12 protein-coding genes are annotated in these 14,992 nt (G+C 66.8%); 8 read left to right on the top strand and 4 right to left on the bottom strand.

What is annotated here, in order from left to right; genetic code table 11:
• Window position 1: 1 nt before the first annotated feature.
• Window positions 2–658, top strand: a complete 657-nt coding sequence (locus B1A78_RS05405) for a lasso peptide biosynthesis B2 protein (RefSeq protein ID WP_179101983.1) — start codon at window positions 2–4, stop codon at window positions 656–658.
• Window positions 655–2,391, top strand: coding sequence for an asparagine synthase C-terminal domain-containing protein (locus B1A78_RS05400; RefSeq protein ID WP_083733865.1), 1,737 nt, complete (start codon window positions 655–657; stop codon window positions 2,389–2,391). The genes B1A78_RS05405 and B1A78_RS05400 overlap by 4 nt, the downstream gene beginning before the upstream one ends.
• On the opposite strand, the gene B1A78_RS05395 is transcribed toward B1A78_RS05400, so the two are convergent.
• The 4 genes from B1A78_RS05395 to B1A78_RS05380 all read right to left on the bottom strand — a co-directional run bounded on the left by B1A78_RS05395 (window position 2,388) and on the right by B1A78_RS05380 (window position 9,093).
• Window positions 2,388–4,364, bottom strand: coding sequence for an Atxe2 family lasso peptide isopeptidase (locus tag B1A78_RS05395; RefSeq protein WP_077145974.1), 1,977 nt, complete (start codon window positions 4,362–4,364; stop codon window positions 2,388–2,390). The two genes, B1A78_RS05400 and B1A78_RS05395, sit on opposite strands and share 4 nt — an antisense overlap.
• A complete protein-coding gene (locus tag B1A78_RS05390) occupies window positions 4,364–7,300 on the bottom strand; it encodes a TonB-dependent receptor (RefSeq protein ID WP_077145973.1) in 2,937 nt (978 codons plus the stop codon). The genes B1A78_RS05395 and B1A78_RS05390 overlap by 1 nt, the downstream gene beginning before the upstream one ends.
• Window positions 7,301–7,369: 69 nt before the next feature.
• Entirely contained in the window at window positions 7,370–8,287 is a 918-nt protein-coding gene (locus B1A78_RS05385) for a FecR family protein (RefSeq protein WP_077145972.1), read from the bottom strand.
• Window positions 8,284–9,093, bottom strand: a complete 810-nt coding sequence (locus B1A78_RS05380; RefSeq protein ID WP_144037696.1) for an RNA polymerase sigma factor — start codon at window positions 9,091–9,093, stop codon at window positions 8,284–8,286. Before B1A78_RS05380 ends, B1A78_RS05385 begins: the two co-directional genes overlap by 4 nt.
• Window positions 9,094–9,843: 750 nt before the next feature.
• Between B1A78_RS05380 and B1A78_RS05370 the strand changes: the two genes are divergently transcribed.
• The 6 genes from B1A78_RS05370 to B1A78_RS22950 form a co-directional block, all read left to right on the top strand.
• A complete protein-coding gene (locus B1A78_RS05370; RefSeq protein WP_077145970.1) occupies window positions 9,844–11,034 on the top strand; it encodes an ArdC family protein in 1,191 nt (396 codons plus the stop codon).
• Complete coding sequence (locus tag B1A78_RS05365) at window positions 11,031–11,282, top strand: hypothetical protein (RefSeq protein ID WP_077145969.1); 252 nt, start codon at window positions 11,031–11,033, stop codon at window positions 11,280–11,282. The genes B1A78_RS05370 and B1A78_RS05365 overlap by 4 nt, the downstream gene beginning before the upstream one ends.
• Window positions 11,279–11,680 carry a DUF2958 domain-containing protein gene (locus B1A78_RS05360; protein ID WP_077145968.1) on the top strand — a complete coding sequence of 134 codons (402 nt, stop codon included), beginning with the start codon at window positions 11,279–11,281 and terminating at the stop codon, window positions 11,678–11,680. The genes B1A78_RS05365 and B1A78_RS05360 overlap by 4 nt, the downstream gene beginning before the upstream one ends.
• 207 nt (window positions 11,681–11,887) lie before the next feature.
• Window positions 11,888–13,675: a ParB N-terminal domain-containing protein gene (locus tag B1A78_RS05355; protein WP_256837494.1), complete on the top strand. Its 1,788-nt coding sequence runs from the start codon at window positions 11,888–11,890 to the stop codon at window positions 13,673–13,675.
• 50 nt (window positions 13,676–13,725) lie between these two features.
• Window positions 13,726–13,968, top strand: a complete 243-nt coding sequence (locus B1A78_RS23075) for a hypothetical protein (RefSeq protein ID WP_256837489.1) — start codon at window positions 13,726–13,728, stop codon at window positions 13,966–13,968.
• 757 nt (window positions 13,969–14,725) lie between these two features.
• Window positions 14,726–14,992: hypothetical protein (locus B1A78_RS22950; RefSeq protein WP_218667947.1), on the top strand; the 267-nt coding region annotated here is incomplete at its 3' end.

The raw sequence follows: 14,992 nt of genomic DNA, 5'->3' as shown, positions 1-14,992 counted from the left end.
CATGGACTATCATCTTCCCGCTCATATCAGCTTCGCAGCGTTCGGTTCGAAGGTCGTATGCCTCGATGTCTCGGCCGACCGTTATTTCCTTTTGCGCGGCGAAGAGGCGTCCGCGCTGCTTGCTGCTGACTTCGCCATGTCTCCTCCGCCGCAAAGCGTGCTGGCGCACGGCTTCCTGCAATCCGGGCGCGGTGCGGCCGTTCTTCCCGTCGTGGCGCTGCCTGTAGCGGGCAGTGCCCTCGAATGCCCCGAGACCGATGGTCGCCTCTCTGCAACCGAAGTGGCCTGGTTCCGGATGGGGGCAGCCCTTGCGCTGCGGGTGCGGGGACTTGAAGCGATGTTTGCCGATCTCCGCCTACAACGATCGCGTGATTGCCGTCGGAACGGAACAGACGACCCCGGCCTGCAGCGTGTGACCGCAGCCCGGATGGCGCGTGGCTACGCAAGGGCGCGCCTCTTCGTTCCCGCGGCGCGCCTCTGCGTGCCGGACAGCATCGCGCTGGCGCGTTCGTTGTGGCGGCGCGGGATTGGCGCCGACCTGTATTTTGGTGTGAGGCTCGAGCCGTTTGCAGCGCACTGCTGGCTCCAGCATGGCGACCTGCTGCTCACCGACCCGGTAAACTTTGTCGCCGATTACACGCCGGTCTTCAGACTATGACCGCACGAATGGCGATCCTTTCGAGCTGGCCCGCCGGTCTTCAGCCTCCCGAGGGATTTTCATCGTGTCGCGTAGCCGGCGCGACGATGGTTTTCTCCGACGCGGCACCATTTTTCGACGCGCGGCGATGCAAGATCGTGGGGTGGGCTTTCCGGCGCGACGGCTTCGACCCTTGCCGCGACCTGAGCCCTAGCGAGGTCGATGCGATCATCGAAAGCAGCGGCAAATGGGCACTGCGCCATCTCTGGGGGAATTTCGTGCTTGTGTGGGGCGATGCCGGCGATCGGATCCATATCCTGCGCTCACCCATTACCGGCCCGGCCGTCTTTCATGTCGCGGCGGCGGCTTCGCGCACAACCTCTTGCGCATTCACCGACCTCGCGCTTGCCCGCTCGCTCGGCTTTGCGCTCGACAGGCCCTGCGCGAGCGCCATCGACGCGCGCCTCCGCTTTCCCTACCTCCGCGGGGAACGGACCGAGATCGAGGATGTGTGCGAGCTCCTTCCCGGCCAGGTGATGCGCCTCGGCGCAGGACCGTCAGGGCTGCCCGCCTGGTCGCCATGGGACTTCACGCTGCGTCCGCCCAAACGCGCGCGAGCGGATGAACTCGGATCGCTGGTGCGCTCGATTGTCGCCGCGTGGAGCGGCCGCTTCGACCGGGTCCAGCTCGAACTCTCCGGGGGGATCGACTCCAGTATTGTGGCGGCGTGCCTCGGAGGGGAGGACCGCCAATGGCGTGCGGTCACCATCGCAACCGCCGATCCGGACGGCGACGAACGCATCTATGCCCGCGCAGTCTGCGACAGGTTCGGAGCCGAGCTCGAGGAAATACTCCTGCCGCGAACAAGTCCCGATCCACTGGCGCCGATCCCAAATCCAAGGGTGCGGCCCGGCGGCTTTGGCCTGCTCGACGCCAACGACGTAACGCTACTAGCGACCGCGCGCGAATATCGGGCGGCCGCGATTTTCTCGGGGACAGGCGGCGACGGCAGCTTCGGCTACCACACGAGCATCGCTCCAGCGCTCGACGCGCTCCGCTTTGCCGGTCCGCGTGCCGGCGTCGCCGCGGCGCGCGATCTCGCGGCGATCACCGGAGATACGATCTGGCACGCCCTTCGCCTGCTCGTGCGGGGCCTGGTTGCAAACCCGCGCCAGTGGCCCGTCGACCCCAGCCTGTTGTCGCAACATTTCGCCGATGCGCGTCCGAACCATCCCTGGACCGGCGGCGCCCGGGAGGTCGCGGCCGGTCAGCGCTCCTATGCGATGAAACTGCTGCTTATCCAGACCTTCCTCGACGGCTACGACAGAGCGCTCGTCATCCCGAAGATCGCACCTTTGCTGTCACAGCCGCTGGTCGAATATGGCCTCGGCATCCAGAGCTGGCAGTGGGGCGAGGGCGGACAGAACCGAGCCTTGGCAAGAGAGGCTTTTCGTGACGACTTGCCCGAGATCATATTGGCGCGCCGGAGCAAGGGTCGCATATTGTCGCTGTTCCTGCCCGCCTTCGAGGCCAACCGGGAGCGTCTCCGATCCTTTCTGCTCGGCGGCTGGCTGGCGGATGCGGGGATAATCGATAACGAAGCAATCGACGATCTCCTGACCGGCCGAACGAAAGCCGGCGCGATCGCCATGATCAGGATCTTGCAGCTGACGGACATGGAGCGCTGGGTGCGCACGGTGACGGATAAAGGGGTGCCGGACGCGCCCGGGGAGGCGCGCCCGGCACCGGGCTAGCGTACGGGAGCGGACAAGGGCTGTCCCGCACGATAGCCGCGCCAGCGCAGATACTGAGCTGATTTGGCGGGAACATCGTCTTCCTCGCCTTTGAGCCAAAAGCGATACCAGTCGAGGTTGCGCTCATAGACGGCCCGCTTGTGGACAGGCTGATACTTGATATGGATTTCATCGGCGAAGCCGTAGAGCTCGATCGGTCTTCCGGCGCGCTTCATCCGGGTGTGCAGCTCGACGAGATTTCGTATTTCGGACTCGGGCGCCTGGATCAGGAGCGGCGTGTCGATCTTTTCCGCATCGGCCGTCGCGGTCAGGACACGCCAGCGCTCGGGGTCGCTATCGGGATCGCCGATCCCGAAGAAGCCCTGCAGCATCTTGGTGTAGCCGCGATCGGGAACAGCATTGGTCCAATAATATTGCGAGCTGATCTGGCCGGACGAGATGGTGGCAGCGGCGAAGCGATCCGACTTGCGGATCGCCCAGAGAACGACGGTCGATCCGAAGCTGAGACCGCCGAACCCGACGTGCTCGGGGTCCGCGAGACCCTTGGCGGCAAGTTCGTCGATCGCGCGGGTCACGGCTTCGAGCCCGACCTGGTAGCTTGCTTCCATCGGGGCGCCGCGAGCCGGTGCCGTGCGATTCATGCACAGCACGGCAATACCATGTTCGACCAGTGGCAGCATCGGGATCTCGCCGCCGACACCGCCGCGCAGGAAGCCTTCGCAGTGCGCATAATGCGCAACCAGCGGCATCGCTCCCCGAGCACCGCGTGGCCGTAGCAGGATGGCCTCGTGGCCGTCGGGCCATGTAAACCGGGTGGCGATAGCGGCGATTCGGTCGCGCAGCTCCGAATTGGGATCGTCGATAATGGTCTCGGCGCGGTTCTTGTAGGCGAGCCGGACGAGCCGGGGCGGATCCACCGGTGCGCTTTCGGCGCAGACGATCGCCTCTTCGGCCGCGACGCAGCGCGGCCCGCGTACCGGGGAGCGGATGGCGCCATCGGATACCGCGAGCCTTCGCGCCTTGCGCGCGCCGGGCGTGTAGAGCCAGACGATCTCGCGCGACAGGCCGTCGCGCTCATAGATCAGCAGACGATCCGAACCGGGCACGAATTCAAGCGCCGCAAGTTGCGTCGAACGACAAAGTGCGGCCAAGCATTCGATCCTCGATCCGTCGGCGCGCGTGATGGTAATTCCGGGCCGGCCATCGGCGTCGATGGCCGCTGTCAAACCGTCCGACCGGCGCACCAGCTTCGCTTGCCGCTCGATTTTGCCTTGCGGCTCCGATGCGACGTTTTGGGCGGCGCGGATGCCTCCGCTGGCGAGATCGACGACCTTATCGGATCGCGGGGCATCCCAGAGGATGCGGGCGCGATCGAACCAATCGGTCGGGAAGCGCTGCATGATGCGACGCCCGTCCTCGATCATCCCGCCGGCGAGCGGCTGGTTGAGATCGAGCCGCGCATCGACCAGGACACCATCGTCATAGGCAGCCTTCTCGGCCGCAGCGATCTCGGCCCGCGTTGCGCCGACAGTGTAGCGGATCGATCGACCGCCAGGATCGAGATCGAACCGGACAATATCGGCATCGTCGACGATTTCGCGCCGGGCAGATTCGCCCTCGCGCCAGTGCCAGACCGCGACCGCTCCATCGACGAGCGCCAGATAGCGCAGGCCGCGCGAGTCCGGGTCCCACACCGGCGTCTGTTCGGCGACTGATCCCGCGCCGTCGTGACGCGCTGCGCCGCCGCCACCGACCCGCATCGGCTTTCCGCCGAGGACGTCGGCGACATACCAGTCGAGCGCGACGTCGTTCGTCTCGATCGAGGGCCGTGCAATGCGATAGGCGACGCGCCGACCATCCGGCGAGAGGGCGAGGCCGCCGACGTCGGCGACCTCGACCAGATCGCGCGATGTGACGGGCTGGCGGGGCGCTTGGGCGACCGGCACCGACGCGGCGAGGATCGCTGCGGCCATTACCACTTGATGACGGCCTGCAAGGCGAAGCTCCGCCCGATCGGACTCGCCTGCTCGGGATCGTAGCCGATCGTGACGCCGGTGGTCTGGAACCGCGCATAAGGCGGATCAAGGTCGAACAGATTGTTGACGCTGAAAGCGAGGCGAAGCGATCGCCCATCCGGATCGCCGATGTGGGTGCCAAGCTGCAGGTCGACCGTCGTCCAGCTTTTAACATGTTCGGCCGGGCTCACCGACAGGTTGCGGTAATCGTCGACATGATTGACCGAGACGCCCCCGTCGAATGCGCCGAACGCGAAACCGGCACGTCCGCGAAGCCGGAGCTTTACCGGTGCTCCCAGCGTGCCGACAACATTGTTCGCAGGCGCATTCGGGGTGATCCGGCTGTCGATCGTGAAAAGCCGCGATCCGCCGACCGAAAGGCTGACGTTGCCTGTTCCGATCGCGCGGATCCAAGAAACATCGAAGTCGAGTCCGCGTACTGTCGAACTGGACAGGTTGCGGGTGCGTACATCTACGATCGCTGCGATCTGGCCCGGGGTCACCCCGATGGCATTGGAAAAAGTCGGGTCGGCGAAATAGGCGGCGACCGTGGCCGCATCGGGATTGTCCTGGATCAGCTCGCCATAGACGTCGCGGCGAGCAAAAAAGGTCTGGAGGAAGCTGTTCGCCGAAGCGATCCGGTCCTTGTAGCGAATGTCGAACCAGGTGATGCCAAGCTTGAGGCCGGGCATGAAGCGCGGTTCGAAGTCAAGACCCGCCGTCCAGCTCGTCGCTTTCTCCGGGCCGAGATCGGGATTGAACCCGAGCAGCAGGATGACCGGTGTCTGGCCGGTCGGCGATGCCGGATCATTGAGCCGGAACGTCTGGACCCGCGAATTGGCGCCGCCGACGAGCTCGTCGAAAAAGGGCGCCCGGAACGACCGGCCATAGGACGCGCGAAAGGCAAGGCCGGGAAGCGCCTCCCAACGAGCGCCAAACTTGGGATTGGCGGTGTCCCCGACATCCGAATAATCTTCGTAGCGCCCCGCAGCGGACAGATCGAGCTTGCCGGGAAACGTATCGCCAGCGTCGAACACCGGGATCGCAAGCTCGCCATAGATGGCTTTGACAATCCGCTGATCGGGAAGGCCCGGAATGCCGACGACCAGCGGGGCGTCGGCTGTGGCGTCGATCGTCTGCCGATAGCGGAGCGTGTCTCGGCGATATTCGGCGCCGAGCGCTATCTTCACATCACCCGCCGGAAGCGCGAACAGATTGCCATCGGCGCGCAGAGCCGCGTTCCAGTTCTGGTTGCGGGTGCGAACCGCGAGGCTACCGCGCAGGCCGTCGATAAGCGCGGGACTGTTGACCGCGCCCTCGCCGAACAGGTTGATCGCGGTCGCGGGACTGGTCGATGCCACAGCACGGGCGAGGCGGAGCCGGTGGACGAGGTTCACCGCGTCATAGCCGTCGCGCTGGAGCCCGTAGCCGCCCGAAACTTCGATATTCCAGCTGCCGATGTCCGCGCGCGCGCCGAAGGCGGTGTTGACCGCCCGGACGCGGCCTTTCACGCCCTCGGGACCGAAATCGGCCACCGGGTCATAATAGACGGTGATGTTCTGCCGCGTGCCGATCGGGTCGACATAATAGGGATTGGTCGGCGTGACGGTCAGTTGCGAGATGCCGAGGACGCGGCGGTGTGCTTCGAAGCTGCGCTCGGCATAGAGGCCGCGTGCGAAAAGCATGAGGTTGTCGGAGAGCCGCTGCTCGCCGCTCGCGTAAAGGCTGATCGTCTGTTGGCGCGGGAGGATGTCGACGTTGCGGCGAGCGTCGCCGCGGTTGAAGTCGGTGCTCGGGGCGAGTTGCGCGCGGGTCAGTCCGACGCCGTTTTGCCCGCGCGGGATCAGGAACCGTTGGCCGTTCGCAGCGACGATTGTTCCCGGATTGTTGAAGTTGGATCGAAGATCGGGGCCGCCAAAGGGGCGGAGGTCCTCGGTCGCGAAGGGGCGCTTGCTCGATGCGAGACTGCCGCGCCGATAATATTCTGCGGCGAGGGTGAGATGGCCCGTCGACCAGCCCTTGCCGACGATCTGACCGAGCTGATACTCGCCATAGTCGCCATCGGCGGATCCGACGCGCAGCCTCGTCTCGGCGCCCTCGAGCCGATTGCGGAAGCGAATATTCACGACGCCCGCGACCGCGTCCGATCCATAGATCGCCGATGCGCCGTCGGTGAGGATCTCGACGCGCTCGACGGCGAGCGAGGGCAGCATCGAGATGTCGGCGAAGGCTCCCGAGGCGCCGCCCAGCGCGGGCCGCGTTCCGTCGAACAGCGTGAGGGTCGAGCCCGGTCCGAGGCCCCTCAGGTTGATCGCGCTTCCGTAACCGATGTTGCTCGCGGCGTTGCCGCGCGCATTGGTGCCGAAGCTTGCCTCGGTGGGCCCGCCCGAGAAATTCTGGGGGATCGTCTGCACGAAATCCGCCAGCGTAGCGCGGCCGCTGCGATCGATCGCATCGCGGTCGATGGTCGTGACCGGTGAGCCGACCGGGCCGGCGCCGCGGATACGCGACCCTGTCACGATGATGGCCTCGTCGCTCGCGTTCGCGGCAGAACCCTCAGTCGAGCCCGCCGCCGCATCGCCGTTTCCCGCGCGCACGACGAAGGTGCCGTCGACCAGTTCCGCGACCAGCCCCGTCCCCTCCAGGATGCGCGACAGCGCAGCATCGGCGGTCAGCCTTCCGCGAACGCCCTTGCTGCGCTTGCCGCTCACGAGCGGCGAGGGGACTATGATCTGGCGTCCCGATGCCTCAGAATAGTGGCGGATCGCATCGCCGAGCGGTTGGGCGGCGATATCGTAGCTTCTGCTCGCTTCCTGCGCCGATGCCAGCGGGGCGTGAAGCGGTGCGATCGGTGCCGCGGTCGCGAGCAGCGCTGCAATATAGGTGCGTGTCATAGGTCCCTCCCGTGCGGCGATGATTGCCGTCTGGGAGGGGGAAATGCCGGTTCGCGATTATCCCCCCGGCTAATTTACCTTGGGGCGGAGTGTGATCTCATCAATACGGGCTTCGACGTCGAGATCGAGCGCCGCCGCAAGCTTTCGGGCTAGCGCCATGCTGTCTGCGATATCGAACCGTCCGGTGACCTGGAGCCTGCCGGTCTCGGGCGCGGCGAGCCGGATCGGTACGGGATTTACCCTATTCGCACGATCGAGAAGTGTCGCGACGGATAGATTGTCGGCGTCGATGATCGTCTCGGCGACCGGTAACGTCATCGGCGCGACGATGCGCGCCTCGCGGTTCTCGACCGCGGCGCGTTCGCCGGGGCGGAGTCTCACCGCGCTCTTCGTGCCGACCGCGCGAACCTCGACCGATCCCTTGATCAACTGGACGAGAACGGGCCCCTTTCTCAGATCGACCTCGAATTCGGTGCCGAGCGCGATCGTCTCCGACCCTTCGGCCTCGACGATGAAGGGCCGGGCGGCATCATGCGCGACCTTGAACCACGCGCGGCCGCCGACGAGCAGGACGCGGCGCTCGTTCGCTGCGAAACGGATCTCGGCGTACGCGCCATCGGCAAGCCGGACCGTCGAACCATCGGGGAGTTGGAGGTTGCCATCCCGGCCCGTGGGCTCCGCAATGATGGGCTTGTCTTGTCCGATGCCCGCGTACCAGGCGAAGCCGAGCGCGATCGCTGCGACAAGCGCCGCCGCCATCGCGAAGCGCATCGGCGAGCGGGGCGCAGCCGCGCGGGGTGTAGCATGTGCCGCGACATGCGCGCGCGAAACACCCCCGGCGATCAGCCAATCCTCCTCGAGCTCGGAATAGGCGGCGGCATTGGCGGGATCGCGGCGCCAGGCGTCGAAAGCCCCGGCGTGATCGGCGGCATCGGGTCCGCGCATGCGCGCGAACCAGGCCGAGGCTTCGCGGTCGCGTTCGCTCACGCGCGCCGGGCTCGCCTGATTGCGAGCATGGCCTTCGCGATTTCCTTCTCGACGCGTTTCACCTTCACCCCCTCGGCCGCTGCGATCTCCTCATAGCTGAGGCCGTCGAGCCGGTGCAGCAGGAAAATACTCCGGGTTTGCGCATTCAGCCGAGCCAGCGTCTCCTCGATCCGTCGGAGCTGGTCGCGGGCGTCGATCGCCCGGTGCGGATCGGGTCCCGCGAGCGTCGGCTCGTCGAAGCTTTGATGATCGTCGGCATGCGCGCGGGTGCGGCGCCGATGCCGTTCGGCGACGAGATTGCGCGCGGTCTGGAAAAGATAGGCGCGCGGCTCCTCGAAAAGCACGCGCGGATAGGCGCTGCTCGAGAAGAGGCGGCGGAAACATTCCTGCAGGAGATCGCCGACCTCCTGTGCCGGTGCCCGGTTGCGCAGGAAGCCCGCGAGCTCGGGGCGGTGGGCGACGTAAAGAGCGTTGGCGCGCGTATGTGCCTCGAACCCGATCCAATCTTCGGGCGGCAGCGGGTCGCCGGCGCCGAGCGGTGTACGGCGATTTCCCTCGCTGCCGTCATAGTCCATTGCCGCCGCCTTTCCATGCCGGGGCACGAAAAGGCGGTTTTGAAGCCGGGTGTTGAGACGAGCTTGAGGCTCATGCCGCAGCCTTTGGTCCCGAAGGACTTGGACATGGACAGCGGCCACCCGGCAGGATGGCAATGGGAATTCGTCAGTCTCAAGCGGGGTCTCAAACCCGGCATCTGGCGCCTTGGGCCCGATGCCCTTCAAGCTTAGCGCGGTGAGTCCGGGTTTCAACTGGTTTCATATGAAACTGGTCCAAAGCGGAAGAAAAGCCGTTCTTTATAGCGGGTAAAGCCTGGACGGCGCCAGGCCTTCGCGTCCGGTTCGGCCTGCATTTGCGCGCGAATGGCCTAGGCGCCCGGGTTCGGGATCGTGGCCTTGCTTCGCCTGGCGACTTTTTTCGGATCACTTCGATCGACGAGGCCCGGAACGGGAGCATAGCGAGAAGGCACGGTTGATGGGCGCGGCCCGAATGGAGCGCGCACTGGCGGCGGGGGCCGCCGCCAGAGGTCGCGCGTTTTCACGGTTGGCCGCGCGGCGCTCCCGTCGCCGCGTCTCGTCCCGGCGGGCGCAGTCCGGTCCGCTGCGCGCGCTGCCGCGCCGGGGCTGCCGCCCCACCGACCGCGGCTGCCCGCTTGCTTCCCGTCCTTGCACGCCGCCGGTCCTTCGGCGTCGCCGGGGGCGCCGTTCTTTTTGGCCCCGTCCGGGCTCATGCCCGGGCCGGAGCCTCCCCCGAGATGGACGCCGCGCTTGCCGCGCGGCGGCGTTGGGTTGGGCCGGCACCTCGGACGTCGGCGCGGGCGGCGCACGGGGCTGGGACCGCCCGGCACCTGCGCAAGCCGGTCTTCGCCCGGCTCCTTCGCTTCGCTGCGGCCCTTCGGGTGCGCAGCCGCCTCGGACGGCGGTCCCATACCCTGCGCGTTCGCCGCCCGCCCCGCCGTCCGGGGCCGGCCGCGGCGGATTTTGGGCAGGAGGAGACGCACCATGAGCGCATTTCAGCAACGGCAGTTCGGGGACGCAGCGCAGCAGGACCGCGCGAGTAGGCGGAAAGGGTCGGGAAGGAAGGCGGGCGCACGCCGCGAGAAGCGCGGCAAGGGCGCGGGCTTGAGTGAGCGCGAAGCTCGGGGCGAGCACGAAGGCGGGAGCGAAGGTCGCGGTGGGAACACCGCGCCGCGTCCCTCGCTCTACGACGAGGTCACCGCGCGGATCGTTGCCGAGCTGGAGGAGGGGCGCTTTCCTTGGACGCAGCCGTGGGACGCCAAGGCCTTTGCGCCGGGACTGCCGCGCAACGCCGATACGCGGCGCAGCTACTCGGGAATCAACATCCTCATTCTCTGGTCCGAGGCGATGCGGCGCGGTTTCGGGTCGCATGGCTGGCTGACCTACCGTCAGGCCGAGGCGGTAGGCGGGCAGGTTCGCAAGGGCGAAAGGGGCACGACGATCTTCTACGCCGCGCGCTTCACGCCGAAGGATGCGAGCGGGAACGGCGGCGGCGCGGCGAGTGGCGGTGCGGCGGTTGAGGGCGGGCGGACCGGCGGCGGTAACGGCGCGGGCGGCGCCGAGGGAGACGCGCGTTCGGTACCGTTCCTCAAAAGCTTCACCGTGTTCAACGTCGCGCAGGTCGACGGGCTTCCCGACCGCTGCACCTTGACCGACCAGCCCTTGCCCGAGCGCGAGCCGCTCGCCGAAACGCTGCTCGCCGCGAGCGGCGCCGATATCCGCATTGGCGGCAATGAGGCCTATTACAGCCCGGGCGGCGATTATGTCGCGCTGCCGCCGCAACAGGCCTTCTTTGCGCAGATCGATTATTATCGCACCGCGCTCCACGAACTTGGCCATTGGACCGGTCATAAGTCGCGGCTCGACCGCGATCAGTCGGGCGGCTTTGCGAGCGCCGCCTATGGCCGCGAGGAGCTTTGCGCCGAACTCGCGAGCGCCTTCCTGTGCGCCGCGCTCGGTATCGCACCGACCGTGCGTCATGCCGATTATCTCGGCGCGTGGCTCGCGATCATGCGCGCCGACACCCGCGCGATTTTCAAGGCGGCGAGCCTCGCGAGCAAGGCCGCAGACTATCTGCTCGGCTTTACGCCCGCGACAACGAAAGGCGGCGAGGCGAGCGCAGGGAACGCAGATCGCGCGCCAGCCTCGCGCGCCGAGGCGGGAGCGGGCGGATGACACGGCTCGCAGACCTTTCGACGCCGCTCGCCGACGTCATGACCCTCGGCGGCGACGAGATTGAGGCGGTGCTGTCCGGCCTCGGCGACAGCGCGACCTTCTACTGGCGCGCGCGGAGCATCGACGCCCTCGGGCAGGAAATGCGCATGTCGCGCCGGATGAACTGGTCCATCCGCTACCAGATCGCCCGCAGCCTGCTCGTCGCGCGCGGAGCGGACGCAGCTTTTTATGCGGGAGACGGGACATGACCCTCATTCCCGCGAATCTCGCGTTCGCGCTGCAAGCCAATGCGCTGACCTCGCGGCTTCGCGCCGAGCGCGACCAGCGCTTCGACCCGTGGCCGGTCGTCAAACTCTATAATCCGGTCGGTGCTGCGACATGGCTCGCAACCGAGCTTGCCGACGATGGCGACACGCTGTTTGGCCTCGCCGACCTCGGCTTCGGCTGTCCCGAACTCGGCTATTTTTCGCTGGCCGAGATCCGCGAGGTCAAGCTTGCTCTCGGATTGCGCATCGAGCGCGACCAGCATTTCGACCCGATGGTTGCGCTCTCGGTCTGGGCCGACACCGCGCGGCGCTTGGGGTCGATCATCGCCGCCGAAACCGCGCTTCTGAACCAGAAGCGCTCAGAGCTTCCGCTTTACTAGCGGCAAGGCGAGGCGGCGCGCCTTCGCCGTCAGGCCGGTTTCAGGGGGGCAATCCCCCGCTCATGGAAGTCCGAGCGCGGAAACCCTGAAACCGGCCACCCCTTTGAATGGAGTGACTATCATGAAACTCGATTTTATCGCGCTCGACAAGCTTGTCGTCGCATCGACCAACATGCGCGCCAAGGGCCGCGACCCGATGTCGCCGACATCCAGCCGAGCATCGCGCAGCGCGGCGTGATCGTTCCGATCATCGTTCGCGCGAAGCCCGACACGGACCTCTTCGAGATCGTGGCGGGGCGGCGGCGCTTCACCGCCGTCGGCAATATCGCCCGCGATGGCGGAACCGTGCGACCGCTGCCTTGCGCAATCCTAGACGACGCCGACGACGCCGACGCGCTCGAAGCGTCGATGCTCGAAAATCTGCGGCGGGTCGCACCCGACGAGGTCAGCCAGTGGGAGGCTTTCGTCAAGCTCGCGAAGCTCGGTCGCAATGTCGAGGAAATCGCGGCGAACTTCGCCTTCGACCCGCAGGCGGTGCGGCGTATCCTCGCGCTCGGCAATTTGCTTCCGCGCATCCGTACCCTCTATCGCAATGCCGAAATCGACCAGACGACCGTCAAGCAGCTGACCCTTGCGAGCAAGAGCCAGCAGACCGCCTGGCTGGCGTTGTTCGACGACGCCGACGCCTATTGTCCCACCGGGTTCCGCCTCAAGGAATGGCTGTTTGGCGGCAACGCGATCAAGGCCGACCATGCGCTCTTCGATGTCGAAGAAGCGAAGGTTGCGGTCATCGCCGACCTGTTCGGCGACGACAAGCTGGTCGCCGACGCCGACGCTTTCTGGACGCGCCAGATGGCCGAGGTCGAGACGCGCCGCGCCGCCTATCTAGACGATGGCTGGAGCGACGTGATCGTTCTCGACCTTGGCCAGCGCTTCGACCGCTACGATCATCGCCATACATCCAAACGGCAGGGCGGGCGCATCTATGTCGAGGTGCGCAAGTCGGGCGAGGTCAGCTTCCACGAAGGCTATTTGACCGAGAAGGGGGCGCGCGCCCGCGCCAAGACCGACGGCGGTGCGGTGCCCGAGAAAGTGCAGCGGCCCGAGGTGACGAGCGCCATGAACGCCTATATCGACTTTCACCGCCACGCGGCGGTCAAGGCCGAACTGGCGCGGCATGGCGAGGTTGCACTTCGCGCGATGGCGGCGCACGTCATCGCGAGTGCCGATCATTTCAGCGTCGATGTGCAGTCCTACCACCAGACCAAGGACGCGGTGCAGGAAAGTGCCGAGACCGGCATGGCCGTAGCGACATTCGACGAGCGCCGCCGCGCGGTGCTCGGGGTGCTTGGTCTGAATGTCGAAAGCGGCACGGTCGCCGGTCAGCGTTATGGGGGGCGCCAGTTCGCGCCGACCTTCGCGCGGCTCTTGGAACTGCCCGATCCGGTCGTGCTTGAAATCGTCGCGATCGTCATGGGCGAAACCTTGGCGGCGGGCAGCGAGGCGGTCGAGGCGATCGGCCTCCATCTCGGCACCGACCTCGCCAAGGTCTGGCGCGCCGACGCCGCCTTTTGGGAGCTTGTCCGCGACAAGGAGGTGCTCGGGAAGATCGTCGCCGAGGTGGCCGGTCCCGAAGTTGCCGCTGCCAATGCGGGCGAGAAGGCGAAGACGCTCAAAGCCATCGTCACCGACCATCTGGACGGTGCAAACGGGCGCGCCAAGGTCGAGACATGGGTGCCCAAGTGGATGACATTCCCGCCCGCGCCCTACACGCCGCGCGGCGGCGTCGGCAGCGTCGCGGCAAGTGACCGCTTGCTCCACATCCTCGCGCGCGCCGCGGAGATCGACAGGACAGAGGCGGACGCGAAGGCGGACCCCGACGATTTCGGTGAAGACGGGGTCGCGCCTGACCCCGATGAAAGCGGCGTGAGCGATGGCGAGAGCGATGGCGAGGCCGCAGACAAGCACGCCGAGGGCAAGCGGCTCGCGGCTTGATCCACAGGGCGGGCGGCATGGCGCCGCCCGCCCGCAGGAGGAGGAATGAAATGGCCAATCGTGTTGCGGCGTCGATCGAGCTTGGCGGGACGGTTACCGCCGATGCCTATGCGGAGCTGGTGCGCCTGATTCAGGCCGAGGGCTTGTCGGTCGATTGGGACGGCGAGCCCTTCGAGGCCGATCACCGCACCGAGGGCGAGATGCTGAGGCTCCACGCCTTCGAGGTTTCGGGCGGAGAGTTTCAGGCGCTCGAAAGCCATTGCGTCGAGACTTGTGTCCCTTTCGTTCGCTAGTGCGGCGGCTATGGCGCCGACTGGGGCGCCGAACGCGTCGTCTTCGAGGGCGGCGGCGACCTTCGGCACTATGCGGCGGACGAGGACGATCAGGTCGTGATCGGGCGCGAGGAGGCCGCAAGGCTTGGATCGTTCGCGGCCATTACCGGCTATTTTGAAGCTGCCGATTTCAAGGTGCCGCCGCTCGTCGTGGACGGCTGACGGTGCAGCCTTCGGACTGGCGAAGCCGCAAGCGGCCGGTCGAATGCATGTTGCATCCGACCGGCTGTTTTGCCGCGCGCCGCCCCTCGCGGGGCGGCGGGGGAGAGTGGAAAAGGCGCGCACCGGGAAGGGGCCTTGCGGCCCTCCCGATCCCGGCGCGCGCCTTTGCCTTGATGTGGAAAGGCCGCGCGGCAGGCCTGCGGCGCCGCGCGATGCTAGGGTTACGGCCTCGGCCGCTCCTGTTGGCGGCGCGCGCAGTCGGCGGAGAAAATAGTAATGGAAAAGACATAGCAGCGCCACGGCCGTCTCCCTGTCGTTGGCGTTCGCCGTGACGTCGAGACCGCCGTCCGGTGCCGGTCGACATCCGAGCGAAAGACGCCCGAGACACGCTGGGCGGTGGGGTCGAGCCGTCGCGGCGAACCGCAGCGCGGGCGTCGTCGCCGCGCGCGCGGCCGATACAGAGTCCGGCACTGCGGATCGCAAAGAAGCGCGAGGTCGCGGCTCCCGGCATCGACACAAAATGGCGCCAGCCTGTCCATCTCGGTCCCTTGCGCCCGTGCGCCGGTTCGACATCGATCCGGTCGAAAATCGGAAATTCCCGGTCCACCGTCTCCACGAATCCGGCGCCGGAAACGATCAGCCTCGCCTCGAAATGGCCGCCTTGGCAATCGCCTTTCGGTGGTGCCGGTCACTTTGCGCCGCATGGCTAACTGTCCCGTTGATCAGGCTGCGAAAGCCATCCCGGGGCTGTTCCGGTGGCGATCTGGAACGGGGCGGCGGCGGCGCAACGGCCGCGGCGCGCCTTTTTTCCCCGCCGGCTGCG

Origin of the sequence: Sphingopyxis sp. KK2 (genome assembly GCF_001990265.1) — a bacterium.
In the GTDB taxonomy this organism is placed as follows: domain Bacteria; phylum Pseudomonadota; class Alphaproteobacteria; order Sphingomonadales; family Sphingomonadaceae; genus Sphingopyxis.
The sequence above is the reverse complement of the archived record's forward strand: the minus strand, read 5'-3'. Positions and strand labels throughout refer to the sequence as shown.

What these genes read in the sequence shown, in the direction of transcription:
- B1A78_RS05360 (WP_077145968.1), top strand. Translation starts at nt 11,279, where the DNA reads ATGACCCTCATTCCCGCGAATCTCGCGTTCGCGCTGCAAGCCAATGCG.
- B1A78_RS23075 (WP_256837489.1), top strand. Translation starts at nt 13,726, where the DNA reads ATGGCCAATCGTGTTGCGGCGTCGATCGAGCTTGGCGGGACGGTTACC.
- B1A78_RS05390 (WP_077145973.1), bottom strand. Translation starts at nt 7,300, where the DNA reads ATGACACGCACCTATATTGCAGCGCTGCTCGCGACCGCGGCACCGATC.
- B1A78_RS05405 (WP_179101983.1), top strand. Translation starts at nt 2, where the DNA reads ATGGACTATCATCTTCCCGCTCATATCAGCTTCGCAGCGTTCGGTTCG.
- B1A78_RS05370 (WP_077145970.1), top strand. Translation starts at nt 9,844, where the DNA reads ATGAGCGCATTTCAGCAACGGCAGTTCGGGGACGCAGCGCAGCAGGAC.
- B1A78_RS05400 (WP_083733865.1), top strand. Translation starts at nt 655, where the DNA reads ATGACCGCACGAATGGCGATCCTTTCGAGCTGGCCCGCCGGTCTTCAG.
- B1A78_RS05365 (WP_077145969.1), top strand. Translation starts at nt 11,031, where the DNA reads ATGACACGGCTCGCAGACCTTTCGACGCCGCTCGCCGACGTCATGACC.
- B1A78_RS05395 (WP_077145974.1), bottom strand. Translation starts at nt 4,364, where the DNA reads ATGGCCGCAGCGATCCTCGCCGCGTCGGTGCCGGTCGCCCAAGCGCCC.